Genomic DNA, 23,905 nt, shown 5'->3' on the forward strand with positions numbered 1-23,905 from the left:
GGGAGTGTTGATGTGGATCAGGGGCAAATAGCTGGCACGTCATTCGCTCGACCGTTGATAAGATACCCCTTGAAGACCTGTACGTATTTCTGTACGTTCCAGCCATCGAACGAGGACACCGTCATGGAAACTATCAACTACACCAATGCCCGCGCTCATCTGGCCGAAACAATGGACCGGGTTAACGAAGATCACATTCCACTGCTACTGACCCGGCAAAAGGGTGAGCCGGTGGTGATGATTTCACTGTCAGAATTCAATGCCCTTGAAGAGACTGCCTATCTGCTGCGCTCGCCTAAAAATGCCGAACGCCTCATCAACTCAGTCAACAGCCTGAGAGCCGGTAAAGCGAAGCCAAGGCGGTTAATTGAAGAATGAAAATACTCTTTACCCCTGAGGGCTGGGACGACTATCTGTGGTTTCAACAGAACGACAAAGCAGGGCTCAAGCGTATAAACCTGCTGATCAAAGCCATCCAGCGGGATCCATTCGAGGGCGTTGGCAAGCCTGAGCCGCTCAAACACAACCTGAGTGGTTTCTGGTCTCGACGGATCACTGCAGAGCATCGTCTGGTTTATGGTATTGAAGACGACGAAGTGCAGATACTGATGTGCCGTTATCACTACTGACAGTATTTACCAGCAGTCACCTGATACCTTCCGAAATCTAGCCAACGCATCTCTGCACGGACGCACACCATGCTCGACATCCTCCAAGGCACGCCCATTTGGGTCTACGCCATTTACCTGTGGATTTGCTACTACGGCATCAAGGCCTGCCTGGGCGGACGCGAGAATCGTCGCTCGCTGGTGATCCTGCCGGTGGTGCTGGTGGTGTGGTCGTTGATGTCACTGGCGCCTTCAATCCTGTCGAGCGGCGCCTGGGTTGCCGGCGCGGTGCTGGGCAGCCTGATGGGGATGGTGTTGTTCAACGCTGAAGGGGCGCAACTGGATGCCAATGGCGAGACCCTGGTATTGCCGGGCACCTGGAAAACCCTGCTGATCTCGCAACTGTTCTTCGCGGTGAAGTACTACTTCGGTTACCAGCAAGCCGTGCATCCGCTGCTGCTGAGCACGCCGTCGATGCTGATGGCAGTGGGAGGCGTGTCGGGGTTTACCGTAGGTCTGTTTTGCGGACGGGCCGTACGGTTGCAGCGGGCGCTGACGGCGTTGCGTCGGGATAAGGGCATTGTGCTGCCTTGACCTGACCTCCCTGCCCCCTGAAAATGCCCGACGCTTTTTTGTCCTCGTTTACTGAAGTAGTGAAATTTCAATGTCCGATTCTTACACCGAACAATCCGCCCCCGAAGAATCCGTAGTCGCCTTGCACGCCAAAGCTGAATACGAAAACGCCATCAATCTTTCACAGCACCTGCCTGCGGCCAAGATCATCAGCGAGATGGTGCTGGACGCGTTCCACACGTCCAAGGAAAGCGACCAGATCCGCGAACTGCGCGTGGCCATCCGTCAGGCCCACGATGCTTTCGACGACGACAAGGCCTACGACCTCATGGGCCAGCTCAAACAACTCAAGGACGCCGAGGCCGCCGATAACGCTGCCCTGGAAGACCTGAGCAGCCAATTTTCGATCAGCCGTATCCTGTCCAGCTTCAAGGACGATCCCGAGTTCCAGGCGTTGGTCTATGGCCTGGCATTGAAGGTGCTGAACCAGAGCCACCAGGCCATCAGCAACCCGAGCGCCGGCAAGAGCAAAACCTCACGGCCCAAGAAAGAAGCCGAAGTGTTTGTGATCAGCAAGGATGGCATCAGCGTCACCTTGCCGCTGCGCACGCCGCGCTCCAAGCCGAACGTCGACCGTGAAGTGTTCGAGTTCCTGGGCTTTGCATTCGTGGGTGAAGGCAGCGAAGCGGAGCTGGAAAGTGAAACCTTCGTCGACAACAGCGGCACCGAGCAACCGGTCACCCGCAAGAGCATCGTGACCGCCTTGCAGCAACAAAGCGCCTTCGACGGCTACGCCATCAGCGCCCAGTCATGACGTAGTGCAACGAGGCGTCCGCGTAATGCGGTGCGCCTCGTCCCCCCTCATGCCTGCTTGTTCCATAAGACCGTCGAGGTTTTCATCACTCCAACGGCGACGGCGAACAGCAATAAGATAAAACCTGCCAACAACCATGGCGACGGCAAGGACGGCCGGGAGACCAGCATGAACGCCAGCGACGGCGCGATCATGACGCCGATATTCACGCCCGCCGAGTAGTAGCCAAGGTTGCGGTCCACCGTGCCACGGCTGGAGATGCTGCTGATGTAGTGGGTAATGCCGGGGAACACGATCATCTCGCCAAGGCTCCACAACACCGTGGCCACCATCAACAGTGCCGCCACCTGTCCGAATCCCATCAAAAAGAAGCCAACGCCCGCCAGCAGGAACCCTGCAACTAGCGAGCGGCTACTGGACACGTGTGCCATACGCAGGTTGATCGGCACTTCGAACATAATCACTAACAGTGCATTGATGAAGAAGATGACGCCCACGTAATACGTAGGCAGCGAGGTGTAATGGATGATGAAGGCCGACAGAAACGTGGGGGGCAAGGCGTAAGCCACATGCACCGGCAGTGCCGCCAGCAATATCACCAGCAGCCGCGAGCGTTCATGGGCCGCCACCTCGGGCAACCCCTCGCCTTTGCCGGCGACAGGCAAGCCCGACGTCGTGGGTGTTGCTCGCCCGAACATCAGGCACGCACCGAAGGCCAACAGCGACAGGGCCGCGTTGATGTAGAACACCGCATCCGCATTGCGCAGGAACACCAGGCTTCCCAGCAAGGGCCCGATGGCCATCCCGATATTGATTGCGAGGCGGTTACAGGAAAACGCCACTTTGCGAGCATCCAGCGAGCTGTGAGCAACCGTCTCGGAGTACGTCGCGGGCGTGAACGCTTCGTAACAGGCGCCCCAGAGAAAAGACAGCAGCAAGAGTGCAAGGGTGTTGTCCACCGAAGGGATGATCAGCAGCAGCAACGCATTGAACAGCAGTGAAGCCAGGATCACCCGATGCGCCGAGAAACGCTTGATGACCGCGCCGATAACCAGGTCGGTGCATAACGCTCCGGCACCGTACAATCCCACCAATAGCCCGGCAGTGCCCGACGATACGGCGTGTTGCTGGATCAGGTACGCCGCATAGAAGGGAAACGCGAGGGTCCCCATACGGAACACCAAGGTGATCATGAACAGTGACTGCAGCCGAGCATTCAGGCTGCGCAAGGCTCGGTAAGTGCCCATCATCGGGACACCCTGCAACCGGTTTCGCAACGTTTCATGGAAACACTCCCTCGCCATGACGATGCCGGCTCATCCGGCATCGGACTCAATAGCGGGGAAACGTAATGCACCTCTGCCCGGCCAACAAGCTGCCCATATGGACAGGTAGACAGCAGCGCCGGACCCGTTCGGGGCTTATGATGGCGAACGTATGTAACCCAGTTCCAAGGCCCTGCGAACCGCTGACTTGCCGTTGGTGACGTCCAACTTGGCGAAGATGTTGGTCATGTGGAATTTGACCGTATGGGACGTCATGCTGGTCAGGAGCGCCACCTCGTTGTAGGTCTTGCCCAGGCTCGACCAGGACAAGACTTCAGTCTCGCGGGGCGTCAGCACGTTAGGCCGCTCGACGGGCGGGCGGTTTTCCAGGGCCTCGTCATAGACCGACACCAACAACATCTGCAGCTCACTCAGGTTCGCCAGCACTGTCTCGCGAAACTGCTGGCCTTCACCGAAGCTGCAAAGGTTAAGCACCGAGTAGAACCCCTGATTGCCATGCACGATAAAACTGGCGCCTTCGCCCACCGGTTTGCACGGGCCCGGCACAGGCACCGCGTCGGCGGCAGGTTTGAGCAGGTTTTCGTCACTCCAGAAAAACGGTTTGATGCGTTTGCGGGTGAGGGAGACCAGCCGGTCGCGCCGATAAAAATCATCGGCGGTGTCGGACTGCTCCAAGGCTTCGGGGTAGTTGGAAATGATCTCGGCTTCATCCAGCGTAGGCCCGCACTGGTAGACCTCGAAATGTCCCAGCCCGCGCCGGCTCAGTTCGACGTCGAGTAATTGCCGCACGGATTCGGGCGCATCGTTGGGTTGGACATTGCGTCGCATAGGTATCGTCCTTGATCGTTGACTACGGAATGAGCCCGGCGACCTGAGCTGAAGGCTTCTATCCCGAAGCGCTTGAGACAACGTCGACTCATTGCGTAAAAAATACGCCGTAAAGGACGAGAATGAAACAGGTCCCAGGGGCTTAAATACTCACGATCTGCTGCGCGAACACCTCGCGAAAACGCTGCATTTCCTGCTGGTTACCCACCGTCACCCGCACCCACTGCGGCCAGCCTTTAAACACTCGTCCGATCAGCACACCCTGCGCCGCCAGCTTTTCGATCACCTGCTCCGCCGGCTGCTTCACGTCGATCATGAAGCAATTGGCCTGGGAAGCCGTGCAGGTGAAACCACGCCCCTTCAACCAGGCTACGGTTTCATCACGCAGTTGATTGTTGAGCGCCTTGCGTTGTGGCAACAGCTTTACGTCCTCCAGGCTGGCCAGGCCGCCGAGCAAGGTGGTGCCAGCCGGCACGTTGTCGCCGCCAAACACGGCCAATCGCTCCAGCAACGCTGGATGCCCGATGGCCAAGCCCAGGCGGGCGCCGGCCATGCCGTAGATTTTCGAGAAGGTGCGCAGCACCAGCAGGTCGTCGTGGTCCTTGACCCAACTGACCACGCTGGGTACGTCGGCGAAGTCGATGTAAGCCTCGTCCACCACCAGCACACTGCCTTGGGGTTTGTTCGCCAACGCGTGGCGGATGGCCTCGGTCGGTGTAATGGTGCCAGTGGGATTGTTGGGGTTGCACAGGTAGAGCATGCCGGCCTGCGGATCGGCTGCGAGCATGGCCGGAATGTCGTGAGCATGCTCGGCATCCAGGCTGACTTCCTTCACCGGCGCCTTGTTCGACTCGGCGGCCTGGCGCGGCACTTCATAAGACGGTGTGGCCATCACCAGGCCGCGGGTTTCGGTGGTGAATGCGAGTACGGCATAACGCAACGCGGCCATGGAGCCTGCAAACACTGCCACCTGTTCTTCGGCAATACCCTGCTGTTGGGCAAATAACCCGGCCAGCGCGTACATGTGGTTGTAGGGATAACGCCCGGACGTCGCGATACCTCGCTGCATCGCCTCACGCGCAGCGCCTGAGGGGCCGTAGGGGCTTTCGTTGTAGTTGAGGCGTACCTTGTCAGACTTTGCTGGCGGCGGCGCTGCCATCGCCCAATCCAGCCGCCCCAGCAATGGCAGGGCAGCACTTATAGCGAGAAGGGACCGACGACTAACGCTGACCATGTGGCAACTCCTTGTTGGCGAGGGATGGATTCGCACAGCTCGTACTCAAGGGTATGACGATAAAAATACCCAGGGATTTAAACCACCGCCCAAGAAAAAGCCCCGCGCTTCTCTCGAAGGCGGGGCTTTTTCACTGCGGGACCACTCAGTGAGCGTAGGTCAGCAACAGCTCTTTCGGCACTTGGAAATCCAGGGACATCATCACGCTGAGCGCGGTGATGGTGAAGATCGAGAACACGAACAGCTTGCGTGCCCAGACGGTGTCATCCACCGCCTTGTAGCCGGTCCAGGCCATGTACAACCAGTACATGCCCATGGCGGCGGCGACGGCAAGGTAGCTCATGCCGGCGTAGCCACTGAAGGTCAACATCAAGGTCGCCACGAGGAAGGCCAGGATGTACAGCAGGATGTGTTTCTTGGCCACCTGGATGCCACGTTTAACCGGAAGAACCGGAATCGACGCGGCCAGGTAGTCATTGAAGCGGAAAATCGCGATGGCGTAGGAATGCGGCATCTGCCACAGGCTGAACATCACCAGTAGCGTCAGCGCGGCCATGTCGAAGCTATTGGTTACAGCCACATAACCAATCACCGGCGGCATCGCCCCCGACAGACTGCCCACCAGCGTGCCGTGGACCGACTTGCGCTTGAGGTAGAGGCTGTAGAGACCGACGTAGATGACAAAACCGATCACGGCAAACAGCGCCGCCAGCGGGTTGGCCACCTTGTACAACAACGCCACACCGGCAACACCCAGGACGGTCGCGTAGATCAGTGCCAGTTTCAGGGAGATAAGGCCCTGCACCAGCACGCGATTCTTGGTGCGTTCCATCTTGATATCGATGTCACGGTCGATGCAGTTGTTGAACACGCATCCGGAAGCTACCACCAGGGAAGTGCCGATCATTGCAGCCAGGAAGATGGCCAGATCGACATGTCCCTTGGAGGCCAGGAAGAAACCGCCCGCCACAGAAAGCACGTTACCGAAAATGATCCCCGGTTTGGTGATTTGGATAAAGTGCTTAAGCGACATCGGGTCTTACCTCACTTCGCCATCATGAACGTATGGATGCTGAACATGATCCATATCGACAGGCCAACCAGCAGCAGGATTACCAACCCTGCGAACACGAACGCAATCACGTTATCGCGTTGCTCTTTGGAACGGTCCAGGTGCAGGAAGTACACCAGGTGAACCAGAACCTGAATCACCGCGAATGCCAGAACGATCATCAAAGTGATCGACTTAGGCAGGGTCGGGTACATCACCAGACCGAACGGGATGAGCGTCAGGATTACCGACAGGATGAAGCCGATGGCGTACGACTTTACGCTGCCGTGGCTCGCATCATGGCTGTCATGGTCATGGGAGTGTGCATTAGCCATTACAGAGTCCCCATCAGGTAAACAACGGTGAAGACGCAGATCCAGACCACGTCCAGGAAGTGCCAGAACAGGCTCAGGCAGCTCAGGCGAGTCTTGTTGGTGTTGGTCAGGCCGTGTTTATTGACCTGATACATCATCACCGCCATCCACAGCAGGCCAGCCGTTACGTGCAGACCGTGGGTACCTACCAGCGTGAAGAACGCGGACAGGAAGCCGGAACGGTGCGGGCCGTAGCCTTCGGAGATCAGCAGGTGGAACTCGTTGATCTCCATGCCGATGAAGCCCAGGCCGAACAGGAAGGTCAGTGCCAACCAGCTCAGTACGCCTTTCTTGTTGCCCTTGTAGAAGGCCAACATGGCGAAGCCGTAGGTGATCGAACTGAACAACAGCAAGGCGGTTTCGCCGAGCACGTAAGGCAGTTCGAAGATGTCGTGGCCCGACGGGCCACCCGCTACGTTGTTTACCAGTACCGCGTACACCGCGAAGATCGACGCAAACAAGATGCAGTCGGTCATCAGGTAGAGCCAGAAACCGAAAACGGTCATCGGCCCCGAGTCGTGGTGATGGTCATCGTGCCCATGGTCATCGACATGGGCGTGTCCAGCATTGGTCACTAAGTTCGACATGGTTTAAGCCTGTTCCAACGAGGTTTCTACACGGTTGGCCGGGATCTTCTTCTCGGCTACCAGGCGAGCGTGCTGCTCGGCTTCGATGCGTTCGATCGTCTCGACCGGCACCATGTAGCCTTGATCGTCACGCGCGGCGTGAACGATGAAGTAACCGATAGTGCCAACCAGGCCCACGATTGCCAGCCACCAGATGTGCCAGATCATCGCGAAACCGAACACGGTCAACAGGGCACCCATCACCACGCCAGTGGCGGTGTTGTTTGGCATGTGGATCGGCTCGTAGTGCTTAGGACGCTGGTACGCAGTACCGTCTTCCTTGGCTTCGGTGAACGCATCAATGGTGTTCGCAGTCGGGATCACGGCGAAGTTGTAGAACGGTGGTGGCGACGAAGTCGACCATTCCAGGGTGTGGCCATTCCATGGGTCACCGGAGTCGCAAGCGTTCTGCTTACGGTCACGGATGCTCACGTACAGTTGGATCAGCTGGCAGGCGATACCTACAGCGATCATGATTGCACCGAACATGGCAACGTACAGGTACGGCACCCACTCAGGATTGGTGGTGGCGTTCAGACGACGGGTCATGCCCATGAAGCCCAGTGCATAGAGCGGCATGAACGCGACGAAGAAGCCCGAGATCCAGAACCAGAATGCAGCCTTGCCCCAACCTTCGTGCAGCTTGAAGCCGAACGCTTTCGGGAAGTAGAAGCTGAAACCAGCGATGTAACCGAATACCGCACCACCGATGATCACGTTGTGGAAGTGAGCGATCACGAACAGGCTGTTGTGCAGGACGAAGTCAGCACCCGGGATGGCCAGCAGTACGCCGGTCATGCCGCCGATGGCGAAGGTCACCATGAAGCCCAGGGTCCACAGGACCTGGCTGGTCATGCGCAGACGACCGTGGTAGATGGTGAACAGCCAGTTGAATAGCTTCACCCCCGTCGGGATGGAAATCAGCATCGTCGCCAGGCCGAAGAAGGCGTTGACGCTGGCCCCCGAACCCATGGTGAAGAAGTGGTGCAGCCACACCATGAAGCCCAGTACAGAGATTGCGCCCGATGCGTAAACCATCGAGTGGTGACCGAACAGGCGCTTGCCGGTAAAGGTCGAGATCACTTCGGAGAAGATACCGAACGCTGGCAGGATCAGGATGTACACCTCAGGGTGACCCCATGCCCAGAACAGGTTCACGTACATCATTGGATTGCCACCAAGTTCATTGGTGAAAATGTGGAAATCCAAGTAACGGTCAAGCGACAGCAGCGCCATGGTAGCGGCCAGGATCGGGAACGAAGCCACGATCAGGACGTTGGCCCAGGTGCAGGTCCAGGTGAAGATCGGCATGTCCATCAGTTTCATGCCAGGGGCGCGCATTTTCAGGACGGTGGCCAGGAAGTTGACCCCCGTCAATGTCGTCCCGAGTCCTGATAACTGTAGCGCCCAGATGTAGTAGTCCACACCTACGCCAGGGCTGTATTGCAGGCCCGACAATGGCGGATACGCAACCCAACCGGTCTTGGCGAATTCGCCGACGCCCAGGGACAGGTTGATCAGCACAACGCCGGAGACCAGCAGCCAGAAGCTCAGGGAGTTCAGGAACGGATAGGCAACGTCACGGGCACCGATCTGCAGCGGCAAGGCCAGGTTCATCAGGCCGGTGAAGAATGGCATCGCCATGAAGATGATCATGATCACACCGTGGGCGGTGAAGATCTGGTCATAGTGTTCAGGCGGCAGGTAGCCAGGCGAACCCTCGGTGGCCATGGCCAACTGGGTACGCATCATGATGGCGTCGGCAAAACCACGCAGCAGCATGACCATGGCAACGATGACGTACATGACACCGATTTTCTTGTGGTCGACAGACGTCAACCACTCGGTCCACAGGTAGGTCCACTTCTTGTAATACGTAATTGCTGCAAACAGTGCCAGACCACCCAGCGCGATCATGGCGATGGTCACCATTACGATCGGCTCGTGGAACGGGACCGCATCCCAACTTAATTTACCAAACATCGTTTACTCCTCTGCCCCAGCAGTTGAATGCGAGCCCGTGTCAGAACCTTCAACCGCGGCCACTTCTTTCTTCTCGTGCTTGACCGGCTTGCCTGGCTTCATACCTTCGTACTTGTCGACGATTTTCTGAAACAGGTCCGGCTCATACGCGGAGTACAGAGCGACTGGGTTGTTCTGGCTTGGTTTGGTCAGGGCGTCGTATTCAGCTTGATCAAGCTGTTTAGGTGCGGCCTTGACTTCGGCTACCCAGGCGTTGAAACCTTCCTGGCTCGTCGAGATCGCTTTGAATTTCATGCCGGTGAAGCCAGCGCCGCTGTAGTTTGCGGAGATGCCTTCCATTTCAGCTTTTTCGTTGGCGATCAGGTGCAGGCGAGTCTGCATGCCTGCCATCGCGTAGATCTGACCGCCCAGGGCTGGGATGAAGAACGAGTTCATCACGGCGTCGGAGGTGATCCGGAAGTTCAGCGGAGTGTTCTCCGGGAACTGGATTTCGTTGACCGTGGCGATACCCAGGTCCGGGTAGATGAACAGCCACTTCCAGTCCAGCGCGACCACTTCGATGTTGATCGGCTTGACGTCGGACTCCAGCGGACGGTACGGGTCCAGCTCGTGGGTCGACTTATAGGTGATGTAACCCAGGGCGATGATGATGAGGATCGGCACCAGCCACACTGCGATTTCAATCTTGGTGGAGTGCGACCACTTCGGCGCGTAGGTCGCGCTGGTGTTCGACGCGCGGTATTTCCAGGCGAAGGCGAAGGTCATGATGATCACAGGCACCACAACCAACAACATCAGCAGGGTGGCGGTGATGATCAGGTTTCGTTGATCCAGACCGATCTGTCCTTTTGGGTCCATCAAGGTCCACTTGCAGCCTCCCAGCATTAACATCATGCCAAGCAGCGGCAAAAAGCCTAGTAATCGGGGGTACCTGTTTTTACTCATCTCACGACCTCTAAAGCAGCTTGCGCAATGCAGTTGGGTTTTGATCGCCAACACTTCACCCTGCCAAGGGTTGGCATTTCTCTTCGATTGAATAAGAGCCTGCCCATCGCGCCATAAGGAGGCGTTTCACGGACCTGCGGTGAGTTCTTATTCGATTTCGTGGTTAAAGGCCTTGTTACAGACCAATTCCATTTGGTGCGGATAGTTGAAAGGCTGTCGGAACCTTGGGGTCGCACAGAGCCGTCCATCTGCCCCTCGACCGCTCCAGTGCTCAAATAGTGAACAGCACCGGACATTCAGTGCGGGCGATTGTAGTTAGCTAGCGATGTATAAACCATGTCTTATAAAGAAATAATTTTTATCGATTACAGCAATAATCCTTCACCAATATTGCAAAGGTTCGCGATCTTATCGCGTTCGATTCTCAACAAAAACCACAAAAATTGCCGTGTTATAGGGCAAGCCGCCACAGTCCTTACGCGCTGTAAGGGCATGCCAAACCGATGCAAGCCCCCATAAAACAAGGCATTCGGACATCACCCAATTGCTGGCGCGGCGCGAGGTCCGTGGCCTCGTCAGAACCACGAACTGACAGCACATCTTGGCCGTTTTATGCAAATTTAAGCGGCCGTTCGGCGGGGCAGAAACGTCCTGCGGCAGCTTCCGTGTGACAACATGTCGCACACTGCACACACCCAAAGTTGTCCGACGTCACGTTCTATTCACAAATCCCTACACACAAAAACGCCCCGGCCTTCCCTCAAGAAGGACCGGGGCGTTTCAGGGATAGGCTCAGGCTTTGCGCTGGCGATTCCGGTAAATGCCCAACGGCACCAGGATCACCGTCAGCACGAACGCGACCAGCGCCCACTGCGCCAGGGACAGGCCCAGCACGGGCGGATACGGGGTGCTGCAGAAGCCGTCGACCTGGAAGCCCAGGGGAAACACCTTGGCCAGTGGCAGGTCATCGACGATCGGTTGCAGCACATCGATGCCGCAGCTGACTTGGGGGAAGAACTGGGTGTACACGTGGTGACCGGCTGCGGCCACACCGCCGAGGGCGCTGAGGATCACCAGCCCTTCGAAAAACGTGAGCGCCCCTTTGGTGCGCATGGCTGCGCCGATGAACGCGAAGATCGCGATCAACAGCAACGCGTAGCGTTGCAGGATGCACAGCGGGCATGGCGCCTCGCCCAGTACCACCTGCATATACAGCGCACCGCCGATCAGCGCCAGGCAGATGATGCCCAGCAACACCAGAAAGCGCCGCTCCCTGCCTAAACGCAATTCGTCACTCATCACCGTTTCCCTTTGTTTGGTTGTGCCAATGGCCGCAAGTTTACACACAGGGAGTGGTTTAAACAGAGGGGGGTTAACGGGGGATTAATCTTGGGAAATGCAAAACAAAATGTGGGAGCGGGCTTGCCCGCGAAAGCGTTGTGTCAGTCACTCTTGCATCGACTGACATACTGCATTCGCGAGCAAGCCCGTCCCCACATTTTTGACCGTGTTATTCCAGCGCCGCAGCCGGGCCGAAGAACTCGTAGCGACTTTGCTTCTCTGGCACGCCCAAGGCCTTGAGGTGGCGCTTGATCGCGCCCATGAAGCCTTTAGGGCCAAGGAAGTAGGCATCGATGTCGCGCTGCTCGGGCAACCACGCCGCAAGCTGTTCCTGGCTGAGCAAACCCACCTTGTCCGCCGCCGGGCTCACGCCATCATCTTCGGAGTAGCAGTAGAAGCGCTTGAGCTGCGGATGCTGTGCTGCCAGCGCATCAACCCAATCACGGAACGCATGCACCCCGCCATTGCGCGCGCAGTGAATGAAGTGCACCGGGCGCTGGGTAGCCAGGGCGGCTTCGAGCATCGGCAAGGTTGGCGTAATGCCGACCCCGCCACTGATCAGCACCAGCGGTTTGTCGCTGGCCGCCAGGATGAACTCACCCGAAGGCGTGAACAGATCGATGGTCGCGCCGACATGCAGTTGGTCGTGCAGGTAGTTGGACACCCTCCCGCCCGCTTCGCGCTTGACGCTGATGCGGTACAGGCCCGAATCGGTCAGGGCCGACAGCGAATAGTTGCGGCGCACTTCCTCGCCATCGAGCACCAATTTCATGCCGATGTATTGGCCTGGCGCGGCGGCGAGAATCGGGCCGTTATCTACCGGGGCAAAGTAGAAGGAGATGATTTCGTCACTCTCCACCACGCGCTTGACCACGATGAACGGCCGCGCGCCGCGCCAGCCACCGGGCGCCTGGGCTTTCTCGTCATAGATCGCTGCCTCGGCGCCGATCAGGATATCCGCCAATTGGCCGTAGGCCGCGCCCCAGGCACTCATCACTTCAGGGGTCGCAATCTCGCTACCCAGCACCTCGGAAATCGCGCGCAGGAGGCAGGCGCCGACGATCGGGTAATGCTCCGGCAGGATCTGCAAGGCCACGTGTTTGTTGATGATCTTGGCCACCAGGTCACCCAGTTGGTCCAACTGGTCGATATGCCGCGCATACATCAACACGCCATTGGCCAAGGCGCGGGGTTGGTCGCCGCTGGCCTGGTGGGCCTGGTTGAACAGCGGGCGAACTTGCGGGTACTCGGAAAGCATCATGCGGTAGAAATGGGTGATCAGCGCTTCGCCGCCGCTTTCCAGCAGGGGCACGGTGGATTTGACGATGGCACGGTCTTGGGCACTAAGCATGGGAGCCTCCTGGGCTTCTTTACTGATTGCCTCTACCTACTCAGTATTCATGCCAACTAATAAACCTATATATTTCAATGACTTATTTAATGTGTAGTCAGTATGACTTCCTACAACGTATAGTCATAAGGACTACAAGGAGTCATTATGACTGCGCAATCGCTGCTCACCACCCTGCTGCCCCTGGTCGCTGACCTGTCCCGCGAACTGCCCGAAGGCGAGCGTTACCGTCGCCTGTTACAAGCCATGCGCGCCCTGCTGCCCTGTGACGCCGCCGCGCTGTTGCGCCTGGACGGCGAATGGCTGGTGCCGTTGGCCGTCGACGGTTTGAGTGCCGACACCCTGGGTCGGCGCTTCAAGGTCAGCGAACACCCACGTTTCGCCGTGTTGCTGAGCAGCCCCGGCCCTACGCGATTTGACAGTGACAGCGAACTGCCCGACCCCTATGACGGATTGGTCGATGGCCTGCACGGGCACCTGGAAGTCCACGATTGCATGGGCTGCCCGCTGTTCGTCGACGATCAGCCCTGGGGCCTACTGACCCTGGACGCCCTCGACACCGAGCGCTTCGAGCGCGTGGAACTGGATGCCCTGCAAGCCTTCGCCAGCCTCGCCGCGGCTACCGTCAACGTGGCCGAACGCATTGAACGCCTGACCCTGCGCGCCGAAATCTACCGCGAGGCCAGCGGCCAGCAGCACAAGGAGATGATCGGCCAGAGCAAACCCCACAAGCGCCTGGTGGAAGAGATCAAGCTGGTGGGCGGCAGTGACCTCACCGTGCTGATCACCGGCGAAACCGGGGTGGGCAAGGAATTGGTGGCCCAGGCCATCCACGCCGCTTCGACGCGCGCAGATAAACCGCTGATCAGCCTCAACTGCGCCGCCCTGCCGGAAACCCTGGTGGAGAGCGAGCTGTTCGGTCATGTGCGCGGCGCCTTCACTGGCGCCTTGAACGAACGCCGTGGCAAGTTCGAACTGGCCAACGGCGGCACGCTGTTCCTCGATGAAGTGGGCGAACTGTCACTGACCGTGCAAGCAAAACTGCTGCGGGTGCTGCAAAGCGGTCAGTTACAACGCCTGGGCTCGGACAAGGAACACCAGGTGGATGTGCGCCTGATCGCCGCCACCAACCGCGACCTCGCTGACGAAGTACGCAATGGCCGCTACCGCGCCGACTTCTATCACCGCCTCAGCGTCTACCCGCTGCAAGTGCCGGCGCTGCGCGAACGCGGGCGCGATGTGTTGCTGCTGGCCGGTTTCTTCCTGGAACAGAACCGCTCACGCATGGGCCTGGGCAGCCTGCGCCTGACCAGCGACGCCCAGGCGGCGCTGCTGGCCTATAACTGGCCGGGGAATGTACGAGAGCTGGAGCATTTGATCGGACGCAGCGCGCTGAAAGCCTTGGGAAACTGTCGCGAGCGTCCGAAGATTCTCAGCTTGAATGCCCAGGACCTGGACCTGCCCGACGTCAGCGCACCCGTGATCGAAGCACACACCGAGGTGATACCCGTTGTGACAGGCGACCTGCGCCAAGCCACCGAGCACTACCAACGCCAGGTCATCAGCGCCTGCCTGGAGCGCCACCAGCACAACTGGGCCAGCGCCGCCCGCGAACTCGGCCTGGACCGCGCCAACCTCGGACGGATGGCCAAGCGCCTAGGGCTGAAGTAAGGCTTTCTCGGTGGGGACAGGGACTGGCTTGGGCTTACGAAACACCAACACATTACCCAGCATCACCAGCACCAACCCCGCCAACGCCGGCGCGGTCCACTGGTAGCCCTCGGCAAACGCCGAGACATTCAACGCCACCACCGGGAACAGCACGGTGCAATACGCCGCGCGCTCCGGCCCCATGCGGCCAACCAGGGTCAGATACGCGGTAAAACCGATCACCGAACCTGGGATCACCAGGTACCACAATGCGCCGACATACCGCGCACTCCAGTCCATCTCAAACGGAATCCCGCGCACCATGCAATAGGTCGCCAGCATCAACGAACCATACAACATGCCCCAGGCATTGGTCGTCAGCGGTCTCAGACCGGCCTTCTGTTGCAGACTCGAGAGCATATTTCCCGCTGAGAAACACATGGTCCCCAACAGTGCCAATCCCAAGCCAAGCAAGGTCTGCGGGCTGGCGGTATGCCCCACCAGTTCCGGCCAGAACAGCAGACCCAAGCCCATCAAGCCCAACCCGCCGCCCATCAACACGTTACGCGCCACCCGCTGGCCGAAAAACACCCGTGCGTTCAGCGCATTCCACAGCGTGGCCGTAGAAAACACCACCGCCACCAACCCGCTGGGAATCCATTGACTGGCCGTCAGGAAGCACATGAAGTTCACGCAAAACAGACACAGCCCCTGGGCCAGGCAGATCAAATGCCCGCGCCGGTTCATCACCTGCAACTTACGGCTCAGCAACAACAGCGCAAACAACACCAGCGCCGCCAGGCCGAAGCGATAGACGATGGACACCGGAATCGCCACCACGCCCAACTGCCATTTAAGGGCGATCCAGGTGGTGCCCCAGATCAGCACGGTGAGTAAATACAGGGAAAGGTTCATAGCGGGCTCCATCGATTGAGCCACAGTGTGGCCCGCGATCCATGCCGCGCTCTTGCACAATCTTGCGCTTTTGTCGGGCGATGGGCGCACAGCACGCGCCGCGCGGAGTAGGATGCAAGGCGTCGGAGAGTACGAACCATGCCTGATCTGGAATCCCTGCAAGTCTTTCAAGCCCTTAACCGCTCGCCCAATGCACGCCTCGAAGCGTGCGCCGAGCTCGGTGACGGCTTGTCTGCAGCCTTGTGGAGCAACCATCACGATGCCCAGGATTACCAGGCGCCCAGCCATCACACCTTGTCCTGCTACATCGGCGGCGGCACCGGCACCTTTCGGCGCGACCGGCCCGGCACCAAGGGCGGGCCCGACAAGCTGTGCATCCTGCCCGCCGAGCATCAGTCGGCCTGGGTGATCAACGGCGAAATCCGCCTGGCCCACGTGTACTTCAGCCCGGAGCAATTCGCCCTCGGCTGCGTCACCCTGCTCGACCGCGAACCGCGCACCCTGCAACTGCGCGAAAGCACCTTCCTGGAAGACGCCAGCCAGGCCCGGCGCTTTCACCAGTTGATCGCGCTGAACTGGCACGAACCCGCCGAGCGCCTGCTGACCAGCAGCCTGGCCCACGAAATGCTCAGCCACACCCTGCTCAGCCAGGTCGGCGCCCGCGAGGGGCTGCGGTTGAAAGGCGGGCTGGCGGCGCATCAGCGACGGCTGTTGGTGGAGTACATCGACCAGCATCTGGAAGACCCGATCAGCCTGGGCCAGTTGGCCGGGATGTGCGCGCTGTCGGAATACCATTTCGCGCGGATGTTCCGCCAAAGCTTCGGCCTGCCGCCCCATCAGTACGTGTTGGCCCGCCGACTGACCCGCGCCCAGGCCCTATTGCGCAGGGGCGCCCTGCCCTTGAGTGAAATCGCCTTGATGTGCGGTTTCTCCAGCGCCAGCCACTTCACCCATCGCTTCCGCCAAGCCATGGGCGCCACGCCCGGCGAGTACCGACAGGCGTTCTGCGCCTAGGTCATCAACCCCAACGTCTTGGCCTTGGCCACCGCTTGCGTGCGCCGCTCCACGCCGAGCTTGCTGTGGATACGCCGCGCGTGGGTCTTGACCGTATGCAGGGAGATGAACAGCCGGTCGGCGATTTCCAGGTTGGAATAGCCCAGGGCGATCAACTGCAGCACTTCCAGTTCACGCTGGCTGAGTGGGCTCTCTACCGCTCCCGACGCTGGCGTTTGCGGCTCCATGCCCAGCTCGCTCAATAACCCCGGCGAGCGCAAGCGCAGCTCGCGAACCGCCTGCTGCACCTGGCAGCGTGCCGCCAGCGCCAGCCCGGTTTGCAGCGAGCGGCGCGCCAGCGCGGAATCACCGATTTGCCAGGCCACTTCGCCCAGCACCAAGTGCAACTCGGTTTCCAGGCAGAGCATGCCGCGCTGGCGGGTGGTGTCCAGCAAGGCCGTGAGCCGCGCCACTGGCTGATCGGCGCAACCCAGTTTCACTTCCGCCAGCACCAGCAGGTACTCCAGACGTGGCACCAACTCCAAGGTGGCGGGGGGCGCCTGCCGGGCCTGAGGCCCACGGAAGTGGCGAAGCACACGGCGCACCGCCTCCACCGTCAGTTCGGCACGCCCCTGCTGCAACCAGAAATGCCCGCTGACCAGCAGCAACACCGCGCGGTACACCGTGTCGGGCACCTGACGCTGTTGCATCAGCCGCTCGGCATCGCGCAGCTGCACAAAGGCCTGGGCGTAATCGCCACGGTTGGCGGCCAGCAGGGCCAGGCCGAGAAATCCGTAAAGTACGCGTTTGTCCTGGCTGTGCAGGCACATCTTCAAGCCCGCCTCGAAACACTCGGCCGCCAGGCTGTCCTGCCCTTGCCGCAACGCCAAGTGCCCACGCCGCAGGGCAATGCGCCCGACCAAGGGCCCGGCCTTGAGGCGCTGCTTGAGCAACATCGCCTGCATATTTTCCAGCAGGCTTTGCGCCCGATAAGGGGCGCCACGCTGCTCCAGCAGTTGCGCGTGGTCCAACTCCAACAAGGCTTCGAGCAGCAACGAGCCGTGGGAACGTGCCAAGCACAAGGCTTCGCGACTCAGGGCTTGGGCAACGTCCAGTTCACCGCGCAGCAAGGCTTGCTGGGTCAGGCCCGAAAGGCACATCAACCGCGACGTCCAAGCGCTGTCGGGCAAGGCTTGCAGCGCTTCCAGAAAATGCTCGCGAGAGCGCTCGGCATCACCGCCCAGATGCAGCAACCAGCCCCACTGCGCCTGCCAGCGCGCCAGCAGGTAGCGCTGTTGCGCCGCCGTCGGTTGCGGCGCGAAGCGTGCCAGTTGATGGATGCATTGCGCGGCTTGCTCGAAGCGCCCGGCGAACAGCAACGCCGCCGTCAGCAACCCGACCAATTGCGCCGAGCCGAGCATCAGCTCATCACCCTGCTGTTCATGCAGGCGCAACAGCAGCATCGCGTTCTGCTGGCGGAACAAGTCTTCAAAACTGAAGTGCTGCAACAGGCTCACCGCCACTTCGTATTCTTCGGCGAGCAAGGCTTGTTCAAACGCGGCCTGCCAGTCCTGTTCGGCGGTGAACCATTGGCAGGCGCGGCGATGCCATGAACGCTTGGCTGGCCAGGGCTCGTCACGCAGCAAATCGGCGAGGGGTGGAAAGACCTGCAGCCACTCGGTGTCTTCCCAAGGCTGGATAAACGCGCCGAGGGCTTGCAGATCGTGCAAGTACTGATCGCCGTCGCCAAAGCCGAACAGGTGCTCGCACAACCCTGCGTTGAAACGCGGCAGATGCGCCAGCACGCGCCAGGCTTCGGCCAGCTCGGCTGGCAAGGTGCTGAACAGCTCGTGTTGCAGGTAATCGAGCAAGGTCTTTTCCGGGTGGCCGTCCCCCAGCAAGGCGATGCGCGTACCGGCACACCAGCCGGCACTGAACTGCAACACGCTGTCGACGGACTGCCCCGGCGCATGAATGAGCAATTGCTGGACCTCGGCAGGGCTGAACGCCAAGTCTGCGCCAAACTCCAGCAGCTCATCGTCCAGCAGCAACCTCGGCCAATTGCACAGCGGGCGACGCCGCGCGCCCAGCCACCAGGTCAGGGCCGGGCTGCTGGCAGTGAGCAGGCGATCCAGCAAGGCGTCGGTGTCCGGCGCGGGCAAGCGGCAGAAGTCATCGAGGAACACCCACGCCGGGGCCTGCCAACGCGCAAGGTCCGACAGCAGGGTCGCCTCATCGGTGAACGGCAAACCCAGGTTCTGCGCCAAGCGCTGGCAAAGATCGAGGGGGCTCAGGGCAACACCATTGAGCGGCAACCAGTACACCGGGCAATCCTTGGGTGCCTGCAACGCGCACTCGGCGAGCAGCGCGCTCTTGCCACTGCCGCCGGGCGCGCACAGCAACTTGACCCTGACCCGCGCCACCAGCAAAGGCTCGGCCAAGCGTGGGCGCAACAAATGATGGGCGGACAGCCGAGGCATGAATCCAGGACGGTCCAGGCAGCGTGTCATGGCGGTCATTGCTGCATCCTGCTTTTTTATTGTTATGCAACGTGGCGCCTACCCTAGTCCTGTGGTCGGCGGTTGTTGAAGAAGTATTCAGCGGGGTGATTGGCGGGCATAAAAAAGCCGGGAGCCTAAAGGGTCCCGGCCAGATCAAAGGGTGATCAGCGAACCCCTTCGGCCCTCAACGCTGCCGGGGTGTAATCGGCCGCCTTGGCCGCGAAACCGAACATAAAGCTGCTCTTCTCCTCGTTTTTCATGCCCAACGCGATGTAGCGCCCGGCGATGATGTCGTAGAGGGTTTCCACGGTGTAGGCCGGGGTCTGGTGGTCGTAATAGAACTGCGCATGACCTTCGGCGACACGCCACAGTTGGCCACGGCCGTCGTAGTGATCCACCAGCGCCACCTGCCAGCTGTCTTCATCGATGTACATGTGGCGCTTGGCGTAGATGTGCCGCTCACTCGGCTTGACCGTGCCGACCACTTCCCACACGCGGTGCAGCTCATAGCGGGTCAGGTCCTGGTTGATGTGGCCAGCCTTGATGATGTCGTCGTACTTGAGGGTCGGCTGGTCAAGCTTGTAGCTGTTGTAGGGGATGTACATCTCTTTCTTGCCCACCAGCTTCCAGTCGTAGCGGTCCGGGGCGCCGGAGAACATGTCGAAGTTGTCCGAGGTGCGCAGGCCGTCGGAGGCGGTGCCCGGCCCGTCATACGCCACTTGCGGCGCGCGGCGCACGCGACGCTGGCCGGCGTTGTAGATCCACGCCAGGCGCGGCTCCTTCACTTGGTCGAGGGTTTCATGCACCAGCAGCACATTGCCCGCCAGGCGCGCCGGGGCCGTCACCGACTGCTTGAAGAAGGTCAGCACGTTGGCCGCCTTGGCCGGGTCCATGTCCGGGATCAATTGCGGCACCGCCACTTCCTCTTCGAAGCGGATCGGCGTGTAGCTGCCGTTGGTCTGCGGCGTGGCCTGGGTGATGATGCGGCGCAAATTGCCGCCGTGGTAGCGGGTGATGTGGTTCCACAGCACTTCCACGCCATTCTTCGGAATCGGGAACGCGTAATAGCGATTACCGGTGAAACCTTCCAGGCCATTGCCGTCATTGATCGGCTTGACGTTCAGCGCGCTGCGCTTGATCGATTCGTAGATCTCCGGTGGCAGGTTGACCGTACGGTGGGTTGGGTACACCGGGATCTTGTAGGTCTCGGGGTAGCGTTTGAACATCGCCACCTGGCCGTCGGAGAGTTTGCCCTTGTATTTGTCGACGGTGGCCGCGGTGATCACGAACAGCGGTTTTTCACTGGCGAACGGGTCGGCCAGGAAGCCCTTGCTGTCCACGGCGCCGGCGTTTTTCGGGATGCCACCGGTCCAGGCCGGGATCGAGCCGTCGGCGTTGCCGGCTTTTTCGGCGCCCACCGGGGTCAAGGTGGTGCCGAGCTTGGCCGCCTCTTCCGGCGACACCGCTGCCATCACGTGGGTGGCCAACAGGCTGAGGGCCAACACTGCAATTGTCTTACGCATGGATGCTTGTCCTTCTTTAAGCCAGGTCAGAAGTTCGCGCCGAAGCTGAGGGCGAGGAAGTCGCGGTCGGTCAGGGTGTTGTAGTCGCCGCCGAAAAAGTCGGTGTAGCTCAGGCTGGCGGTGTAGGTGCTGCGGTAGTCCGCGTCCACGCCGATGCTGATGGCCTTGGCGCCTTTGTTGAACAGGCCGTTGGGCCCGTAGCCGGCCACGTCATGGGACCAGGACAGGTTGGGCTTGAGGTTCACCCCGAAAATCGCGTTGTTGTAGTCAAGGATCGCCCGCGCGCGGTAACCCCAGGAATTGGCGGTGACGAAACCATCGGTGTCACCTTGGAAACCATAGGCACCGTAGACCGAGTCGCGGCCGTAGCGCAGTTTGGATTTGTCTTCCAGCCCACCGACATGCACGTACGCAGCCTCGCCTACCAGCGTCAGGCGTTCGGCGCCCAGCACCTGATCGAAGAACTGGGTCATGGTGCTTTGGATCTGGGTGATTTCCTTGCGGCGGTAGCCTTTGTTGTCGTCGCCGAAGTTGCTGCGGATTGGCGAGGCCAGTTGGCCGGAGGTCGGGTTGACCAGCGCCAGGGTCAGGTCGGTGGTGTTGAGTTGCACCGGGGCATTGGGGCGGTAGCTGATCTCGCCGGTCCACGCCGTGCCGGTGGGCAAGGTGGTGGAGAAGCTCGCACCGAACAGGCGGATGTCTTCCGGGTAGTCGAGGTAATACTGGCCACGACCGAGCATCGTGCTGGTGACCAGCCCATCACCGGTGCCAGGTCGCAGGAAGTTGGCAAGGTTACGGATGGAATCCATCGTCGTTGCGTTGGAGTTGTTGGTGATCGTGCCCACCGTCGGCGTGCGGCTGTGGTAGTTCATGAAGTACAGGCCGTACTCGGTATCATCCCCGAGCCAGCGCAACGCGGTACCGAATTGGCCGGAATCGCGTGCATCACGGTCACGCGCGCGCTGCACAATCACGCCTTCGGGAGTCACTTCGAAGCCTTGGCCAAACCGTGCCGCCACTGGCTGCAACGGCGCAATCGCCGGGCTACCCACCGTGTAGTTGCCATTACAGCCATGCGCCGCTACATCCCCACCAAAAAATGTGCCGCAGTTATCCAGTACGGTATTTTCCCAGTTCAGTTGGTAAAAACCTTCCACTGTCAGTTGGTTGGTCAAGCTCTGGGAGGCGAACAGCATGTTCACCGGAATCAGCCCTTCCTTGATCTCCGCACCGGGGCGGCGGAAGGCTGAGACGTCGATGGGGTTGATGCTGTTGATGGAGTTACCGATAAAGGTACTTTCGCCCCAGCTGACCACTTGCTTGCCGAGGCGCACGTTGCCCGGTTGGTCGCCAATGGAATAGTTGTGATAGACGAAGGCATCGAGCAATTCGTAGCCGGAGGAACGTGCGCCCTCATCGCGGTGGTGATTGCTGATCTGTTTGAATTCGCGATCTTCATCCTGCAACTCGAAGTCGTACCAGTACTTGCCACGCACGAACACGCCGCTGTCGCCGTACTTGAGTTCCAGGTCGTGAATACCTTTGAAGATCTTGGAGAAGGTCTCGCCCTTCTTGAAATTCAAGCGCCCGTCATCCCCGGTAGACGCCTGGCCAGTGCCGCCATTGACGGTGCCCACCAGCTTTTTATCGGCGTCGCGCATGCCCCAGCTCGCGCCCACCGACAGCGAGGAATCGAATTGCCCTTCGATCTCGCCAATGTTGAATGAAACAGCCTGTGCCTGGGCACAGCACCCCAACGCAACCGCAGCGGCCAGCGCCTGTGGCCTGAAGATGGCGCGCATTGTTGTTCTTGTCATGCGTCTTCCCCGGTGAGTGACAGAAGGCCCCACCCTACTGCCGCCCATCAGGAGCGATAAGCGCACCAAGGAGGGATTCGTGTTGTCGCTCGAAAGGATGACAGGGCGCTCTGGCCTGGGCTTCGGGCACAGGCATGCATTGGGTGGATGGTGGGTTATCAGGGGAATGTATGGAGGACCGCGCAACTGTTGCTGATTGCGCAACAGTCCTTGTCACGAATCGGCATTACTCATTTTGTTACAAACGGCTATTCTTACCGGGCTTTCAGGGCAAACGGCCCGCTTCCACAACCGGAAGAAAAGCCAGATTCAAATGGATTGATGCCTTTTTTCAGTCTGTTACCGGTGTTCACTGACGTTGATTTGTCGCTCCTTGATCCAACGTCTTACTTCGGCCGCTGCCTATGCAGCGGCCTTTTTTATGCCTGGAATAAAACGGGGCGCCCTCAGCGCCCCGTAGCATTCAAGCTTTTTCAAGCAACGATCACAGGCTGAATTTCTGCAAATTGGCCATCATCTCCTTCAACGCCTCGATGTTGTCCTTGGGGTGAGCCGCTCCTTCGAAGTCGCAAATCTGCTGCCAATGCGCCGCCACGTCATCGGGCGAGAAGCCCGCTTGCGGATCAAAGCCCACGCCCAGGCTGCGCTCCCAGCGGGTTTTGCCGATCCAGCCGCCGCCCACCTCAAACAACCCCGAGGTTTCCTGGCAGGCTTCGCTGCCCAGGTACACCACCAATGGGCTGACCAACTCCGGCTTGAGGCGCTCGAACACCTGCGGCGGGATCAAGCCTTCGGTCATGCGCGTACCACCGGTTGGGGCGATGGCGTTGACCAGGATGTTGTTCTTGCGACCTTCCAGCGCCAGGGTGCGCGTCAGTCCATACAGGCCCAGCTTGGCCATGCCGTAGTTGGACTGGCCGAAGTTACCGTAGATGCCCGAGGTGGACGCGGTGAAGATCACCCGCCCGTAACCTTGCTCGCGCAGATGGGGCCAGGCGGCGCGGGTGACTTTGTAGGCGCCCTCGACATGCACCCGGTAAACCAGGTCCCAGTCGCTGTCGTCCATTTTATGGAAGGTCTTGTCGCGCAGGATGCCGGCGTTGTTGACCACCACGTCGATACGGCCAAAGGCGTCGAGGGCGTTCTGCACGATCTTGTCACCGTCGGTGACAGAGTCATGGTTGGCTTCGGCGATACCACCGGCTTCGCGGATCTGCGCCACCACACGGTCGGCAGCCGAAGCATTGGCGCCTTCGCCCTGGGTGGAACCGCCCAGATCGTTGACCAGCACCTTGGCGCCATGTTTGGCGAACAGCAGCGCATGCGCCCGGCCCAACCCGCCGCCGGCACCGGTGACGATCACGACCTTATCCTGGAACTGCACTGACTGACTCATACCGAACTCCAAAGGCGACAATGGGAATGGGTCGAGTGTCAGGCACGGGGGCTTTGGTCACAATAAAGCCGGCCAGGGCTGAATGGTGCTCGATAA

22 protein-coding genes are annotated in these 23,905 nt (G+C 59.9%); 7 read left to right on the forward strand and 15 right to left on the reverse strand.

All coding sequences use genetic code 11. From position 1 onward, the window contains the following. Positions 1–123 precede the first annotated feature (123 nt). The 4 genes from AYR47_RS01500 to AYR47_RS01515 all read left to right on the forward strand — a co-directional run bounded on the left by AYR47_RS01500 (position 124) and on the right by AYR47_RS01515 (position 1,995). Entirely contained in the window at positions 124–378 is a 255-nt protein-coding gene (locus AYR47_RS01500) for a type II toxin-antitoxin system prevent-host-death family antitoxin (protein WP_033896223.1), read from the forward strand. Beyond that, the gene (locus AYR47_RS01505) at positions 375–629 is read left to right on the forward strand and encodes a Txe/YoeB family addiction module toxin (RefSeq protein WP_033896222.1); all 255 of its coding nucleotides are present in this window, start codon (positions 375–377) and stop codon (positions 627–629) included. The genes AYR47_RS01500 and AYR47_RS01505 overlap by 4 nt, the downstream gene beginning before the upstream one ends. 69 nt (positions 630–698) lie before the next feature. Then, the gene (locus AYR47_RS01510) at positions 699–1,202 is read left to right on the forward strand and encodes a DUF6622 family protein (protein ID WP_061434026.1); all 504 of its coding nucleotides are present in this window, start codon (positions 699–701) and stop codon (positions 1,200–1,202) included. 70 nt (positions 1,203–1,272) lie between these two features. After that, entirely contained in the window at positions 1,273–1,995 is a 723-nt protein-coding gene (locus AYR47_RS01515; protein WP_033896220.1) for a hypothetical protein, read from the forward strand. Between the two features lie 47 nt (positions 1,996–2,042). Here AYR47_RS01515 and AYR47_RS01520 read toward each other — a convergent pair whose 3' ends face one another. The 10 genes from AYR47_RS01520 to hmpA form a co-directional block, all read right to left on the reverse strand. Next, entirely contained in the window at positions 2,043–3,242 is a 1,200-nt protein-coding gene (locus AYR47_RS01520) for an MFS transporter (protein WP_208603924.1), read from the reverse strand. A gap of 174 nt (positions 3,243–3,416) precedes the next feature. After that, positions 3,417–4,109, reverse strand: coding sequence for a helix-turn-helix transcriptional regulator (locus AYR47_RS01525; protein ID WP_061434030.1), 693 nt, complete (start codon positions 4,107–4,109; stop codon positions 3,417–3,419). Positions 4,110–4,251: 142 nt separating this feature from the next. Continuing rightward, complete coding sequence (gene ptaA / locus AYR47_RS01530) at positions 4,252–5,343, reverse strand: pyoverdine biosynthesis transaminase PtaA (RefSeq protein WP_061434032.1); 1,092 nt, start codon at positions 5,341–5,343, stop codon at positions 4,252–4,254. A gap of 145 nt (positions 5,344–5,488) precedes the next feature. Beyond that, on the reverse strand, positions 5,489–6,376 hold the full coding sequence (gene cyoE, locus AYR47_RS01535) for a heme o synthase (RefSeq protein WP_003194050.1): 888 nt from the start codon (positions 6,374–6,376) through the stop codon (positions 5,489–5,491). A gap of 11 nt (positions 6,377–6,387) precedes the next feature. Beyond that, a complete protein-coding gene (cyoD, locus tag AYR47_RS01540; protein WP_010206434.1) occupies positions 6,388–6,729 on the reverse strand; it encodes a cytochrome o ubiquinol oxidase subunit IV in 342 nt (113 codons plus the stop codon). Beyond that, entirely contained in the window at positions 6,729–7,355 is a 627-nt protein-coding gene (locus AYR47_RS01545; RefSeq protein WP_010206435.1) for a cytochrome o ubiquinol oxidase subunit III, read from the reverse strand. The genes cyoD and AYR47_RS01545 overlap by 1 nt, the downstream gene beginning before the upstream one ends. 3 nt (positions 7,356–7,358) lie before the next feature. Next, the gene (cyoB, locus tag AYR47_RS01550; protein WP_033896216.1) at positions 7,359–9,377 is read right to left on the reverse strand and encodes a cytochrome o ubiquinol oxidase subunit I; all 2,019 of its coding nucleotides are present in this window, start codon (positions 9,375–9,377) and stop codon (positions 7,359–7,361) included. A 3-nt stretch (positions 9,378–9,380) separates the two neighbouring features. After that, on the reverse strand, positions 9,381–10,322 hold the full coding sequence (cyoA, locus tag AYR47_RS01555) for a ubiquinol oxidase subunit II (RefSeq protein WP_028617882.1): 942 nt from the start codon (positions 10,320–10,322) through the stop codon (positions 9,381–9,383). A 792-nt stretch (positions 10,323–11,114) separates the two neighbouring features. Further along, complete coding sequence (locus tag AYR47_RS01560; protein WP_010206438.1) at positions 11,115–11,621, reverse strand: disulfide bond formation protein B; 507 nt, start codon at positions 11,619–11,621, stop codon at positions 11,115–11,117. 211 nt (positions 11,622–11,832) lie between these two features. Further along, positions 11,833–13,014, reverse strand: a complete 1,182-nt coding sequence (gene hmpA, locus AYR47_RS01565) for an NO-inducible flavohemoprotein (RefSeq protein WP_033896214.1) — start codon at positions 13,012–13,014, stop codon at positions 11,833–11,835. Between the two features lie 147 nt (positions 13,015–13,161). Between hmpA and norR the strand changes: the two genes are divergently transcribed. Continuing rightward, a complete protein-coding gene (gene norR, locus AYR47_RS01570; protein WP_033896213.1) occupies positions 13,162–14,685 on the forward strand; it encodes a nitric oxide reductase transcriptional regulator NorR in 1,524 nt (507 codons plus the stop codon). On the opposite strand, the gene AYR47_RS01575 is transcribed toward norR, so the two are convergent. Further along, positions 14,671–15,579, reverse strand: a complete 909-nt coding sequence (locus tag AYR47_RS01575; RefSeq protein WP_033896212.1) for a DMT family transporter — start codon at positions 15,577–15,579, stop codon at positions 14,671–14,673. The genes norR and AYR47_RS01575 overlap by 15 nt on opposite strands. 138 nt (positions 15,580–15,717) lie before the next feature. On the opposite strand from AYR47_RS01575, the gene AYR47_RS01580 reads away from it, so the two are divergent. Further along, on the forward strand, positions 15,718–16,593 hold the full coding sequence (locus AYR47_RS01580) for a helix-turn-helix domain-containing protein (RefSeq protein WP_061434033.1): 876 nt from the start codon (positions 15,718–15,720) through the stop codon (positions 16,591–16,593). On the opposite strand, the gene AYR47_RS01585 is transcribed toward AYR47_RS01580, so the two are convergent. The 3 genes from AYR47_RS01585 to AYR47_RS01595 form a co-directional block, all read right to left on the reverse strand. Then, on the reverse strand, positions 16,590–19,091 hold the full coding sequence (locus AYR47_RS01585; RefSeq protein ID WP_061434035.1) for a LuxR C-terminal-related transcriptional regulator: 2,502 nt from the start codon (positions 19,089–19,091) through the stop codon (positions 16,590–16,592). The two genes, AYR47_RS01580 and AYR47_RS01585, sit on opposite strands and share 4 nt — an antisense overlap. Before the next feature lie 146 nt (positions 19,092–19,237). Continuing rightward, positions 19,238–20,596, reverse strand: a complete 1,359-nt coding sequence (locus AYR47_RS01590; RefSeq protein WP_061434037.1) for a DUF1329 domain-containing protein — start codon at positions 20,594–20,596, stop codon at positions 19,238–19,240. Between the two features lie 26 nt (positions 20,597–20,622). Beyond that, a complete protein-coding gene (locus tag AYR47_RS01595) occupies positions 20,623–22,413 on the reverse strand; it encodes a DUF1302 domain-containing protein (protein WP_082461359.1) in 1,791 nt (596 codons plus the stop codon). A gap of 189 nt (positions 22,414–22,602) precedes the next feature. On the opposite strand from AYR47_RS01595, the gene AYR47_RS32450 reads away from it, so the two are divergent. Beyond that, positions 22,603–22,908 (forward strand): hypothetical protein, encoded by a 306-nt coding sequence (locus AYR47_RS32450; RefSeq protein ID WP_156487768.1) that lies wholly within the window; start codon positions 22,603–22,605, stop codon positions 22,906–22,908. Here the strand turns inward: AYR47_RS32450 and AYR47_RS01600 are convergent. Further along, positions 22,898–23,809, reverse strand: a complete 912-nt coding sequence (locus AYR47_RS01600; RefSeq protein ID WP_033896207.1) for an SDR family oxidoreductase — start codon at positions 23,807–23,809, stop codon at positions 22,898–22,900. The two genes, AYR47_RS32450 and AYR47_RS01600, sit on opposite strands and share 11 nt — an antisense overlap. Positions 23,810–23,905 lie beyond the last annotated feature (96 nt).

Origin of the sequence: Pseudomonas azotoformans, from assembly GCF_001579805.1 — a bacterium.
Taxonomy (GTDB): domain Bacteria; phylum Pseudomonadota; class Gammaproteobacteria; order Pseudomonadales; family Pseudomonadaceae; genus Aquipseudomonas; species Aquipseudomonas azotoformans_A.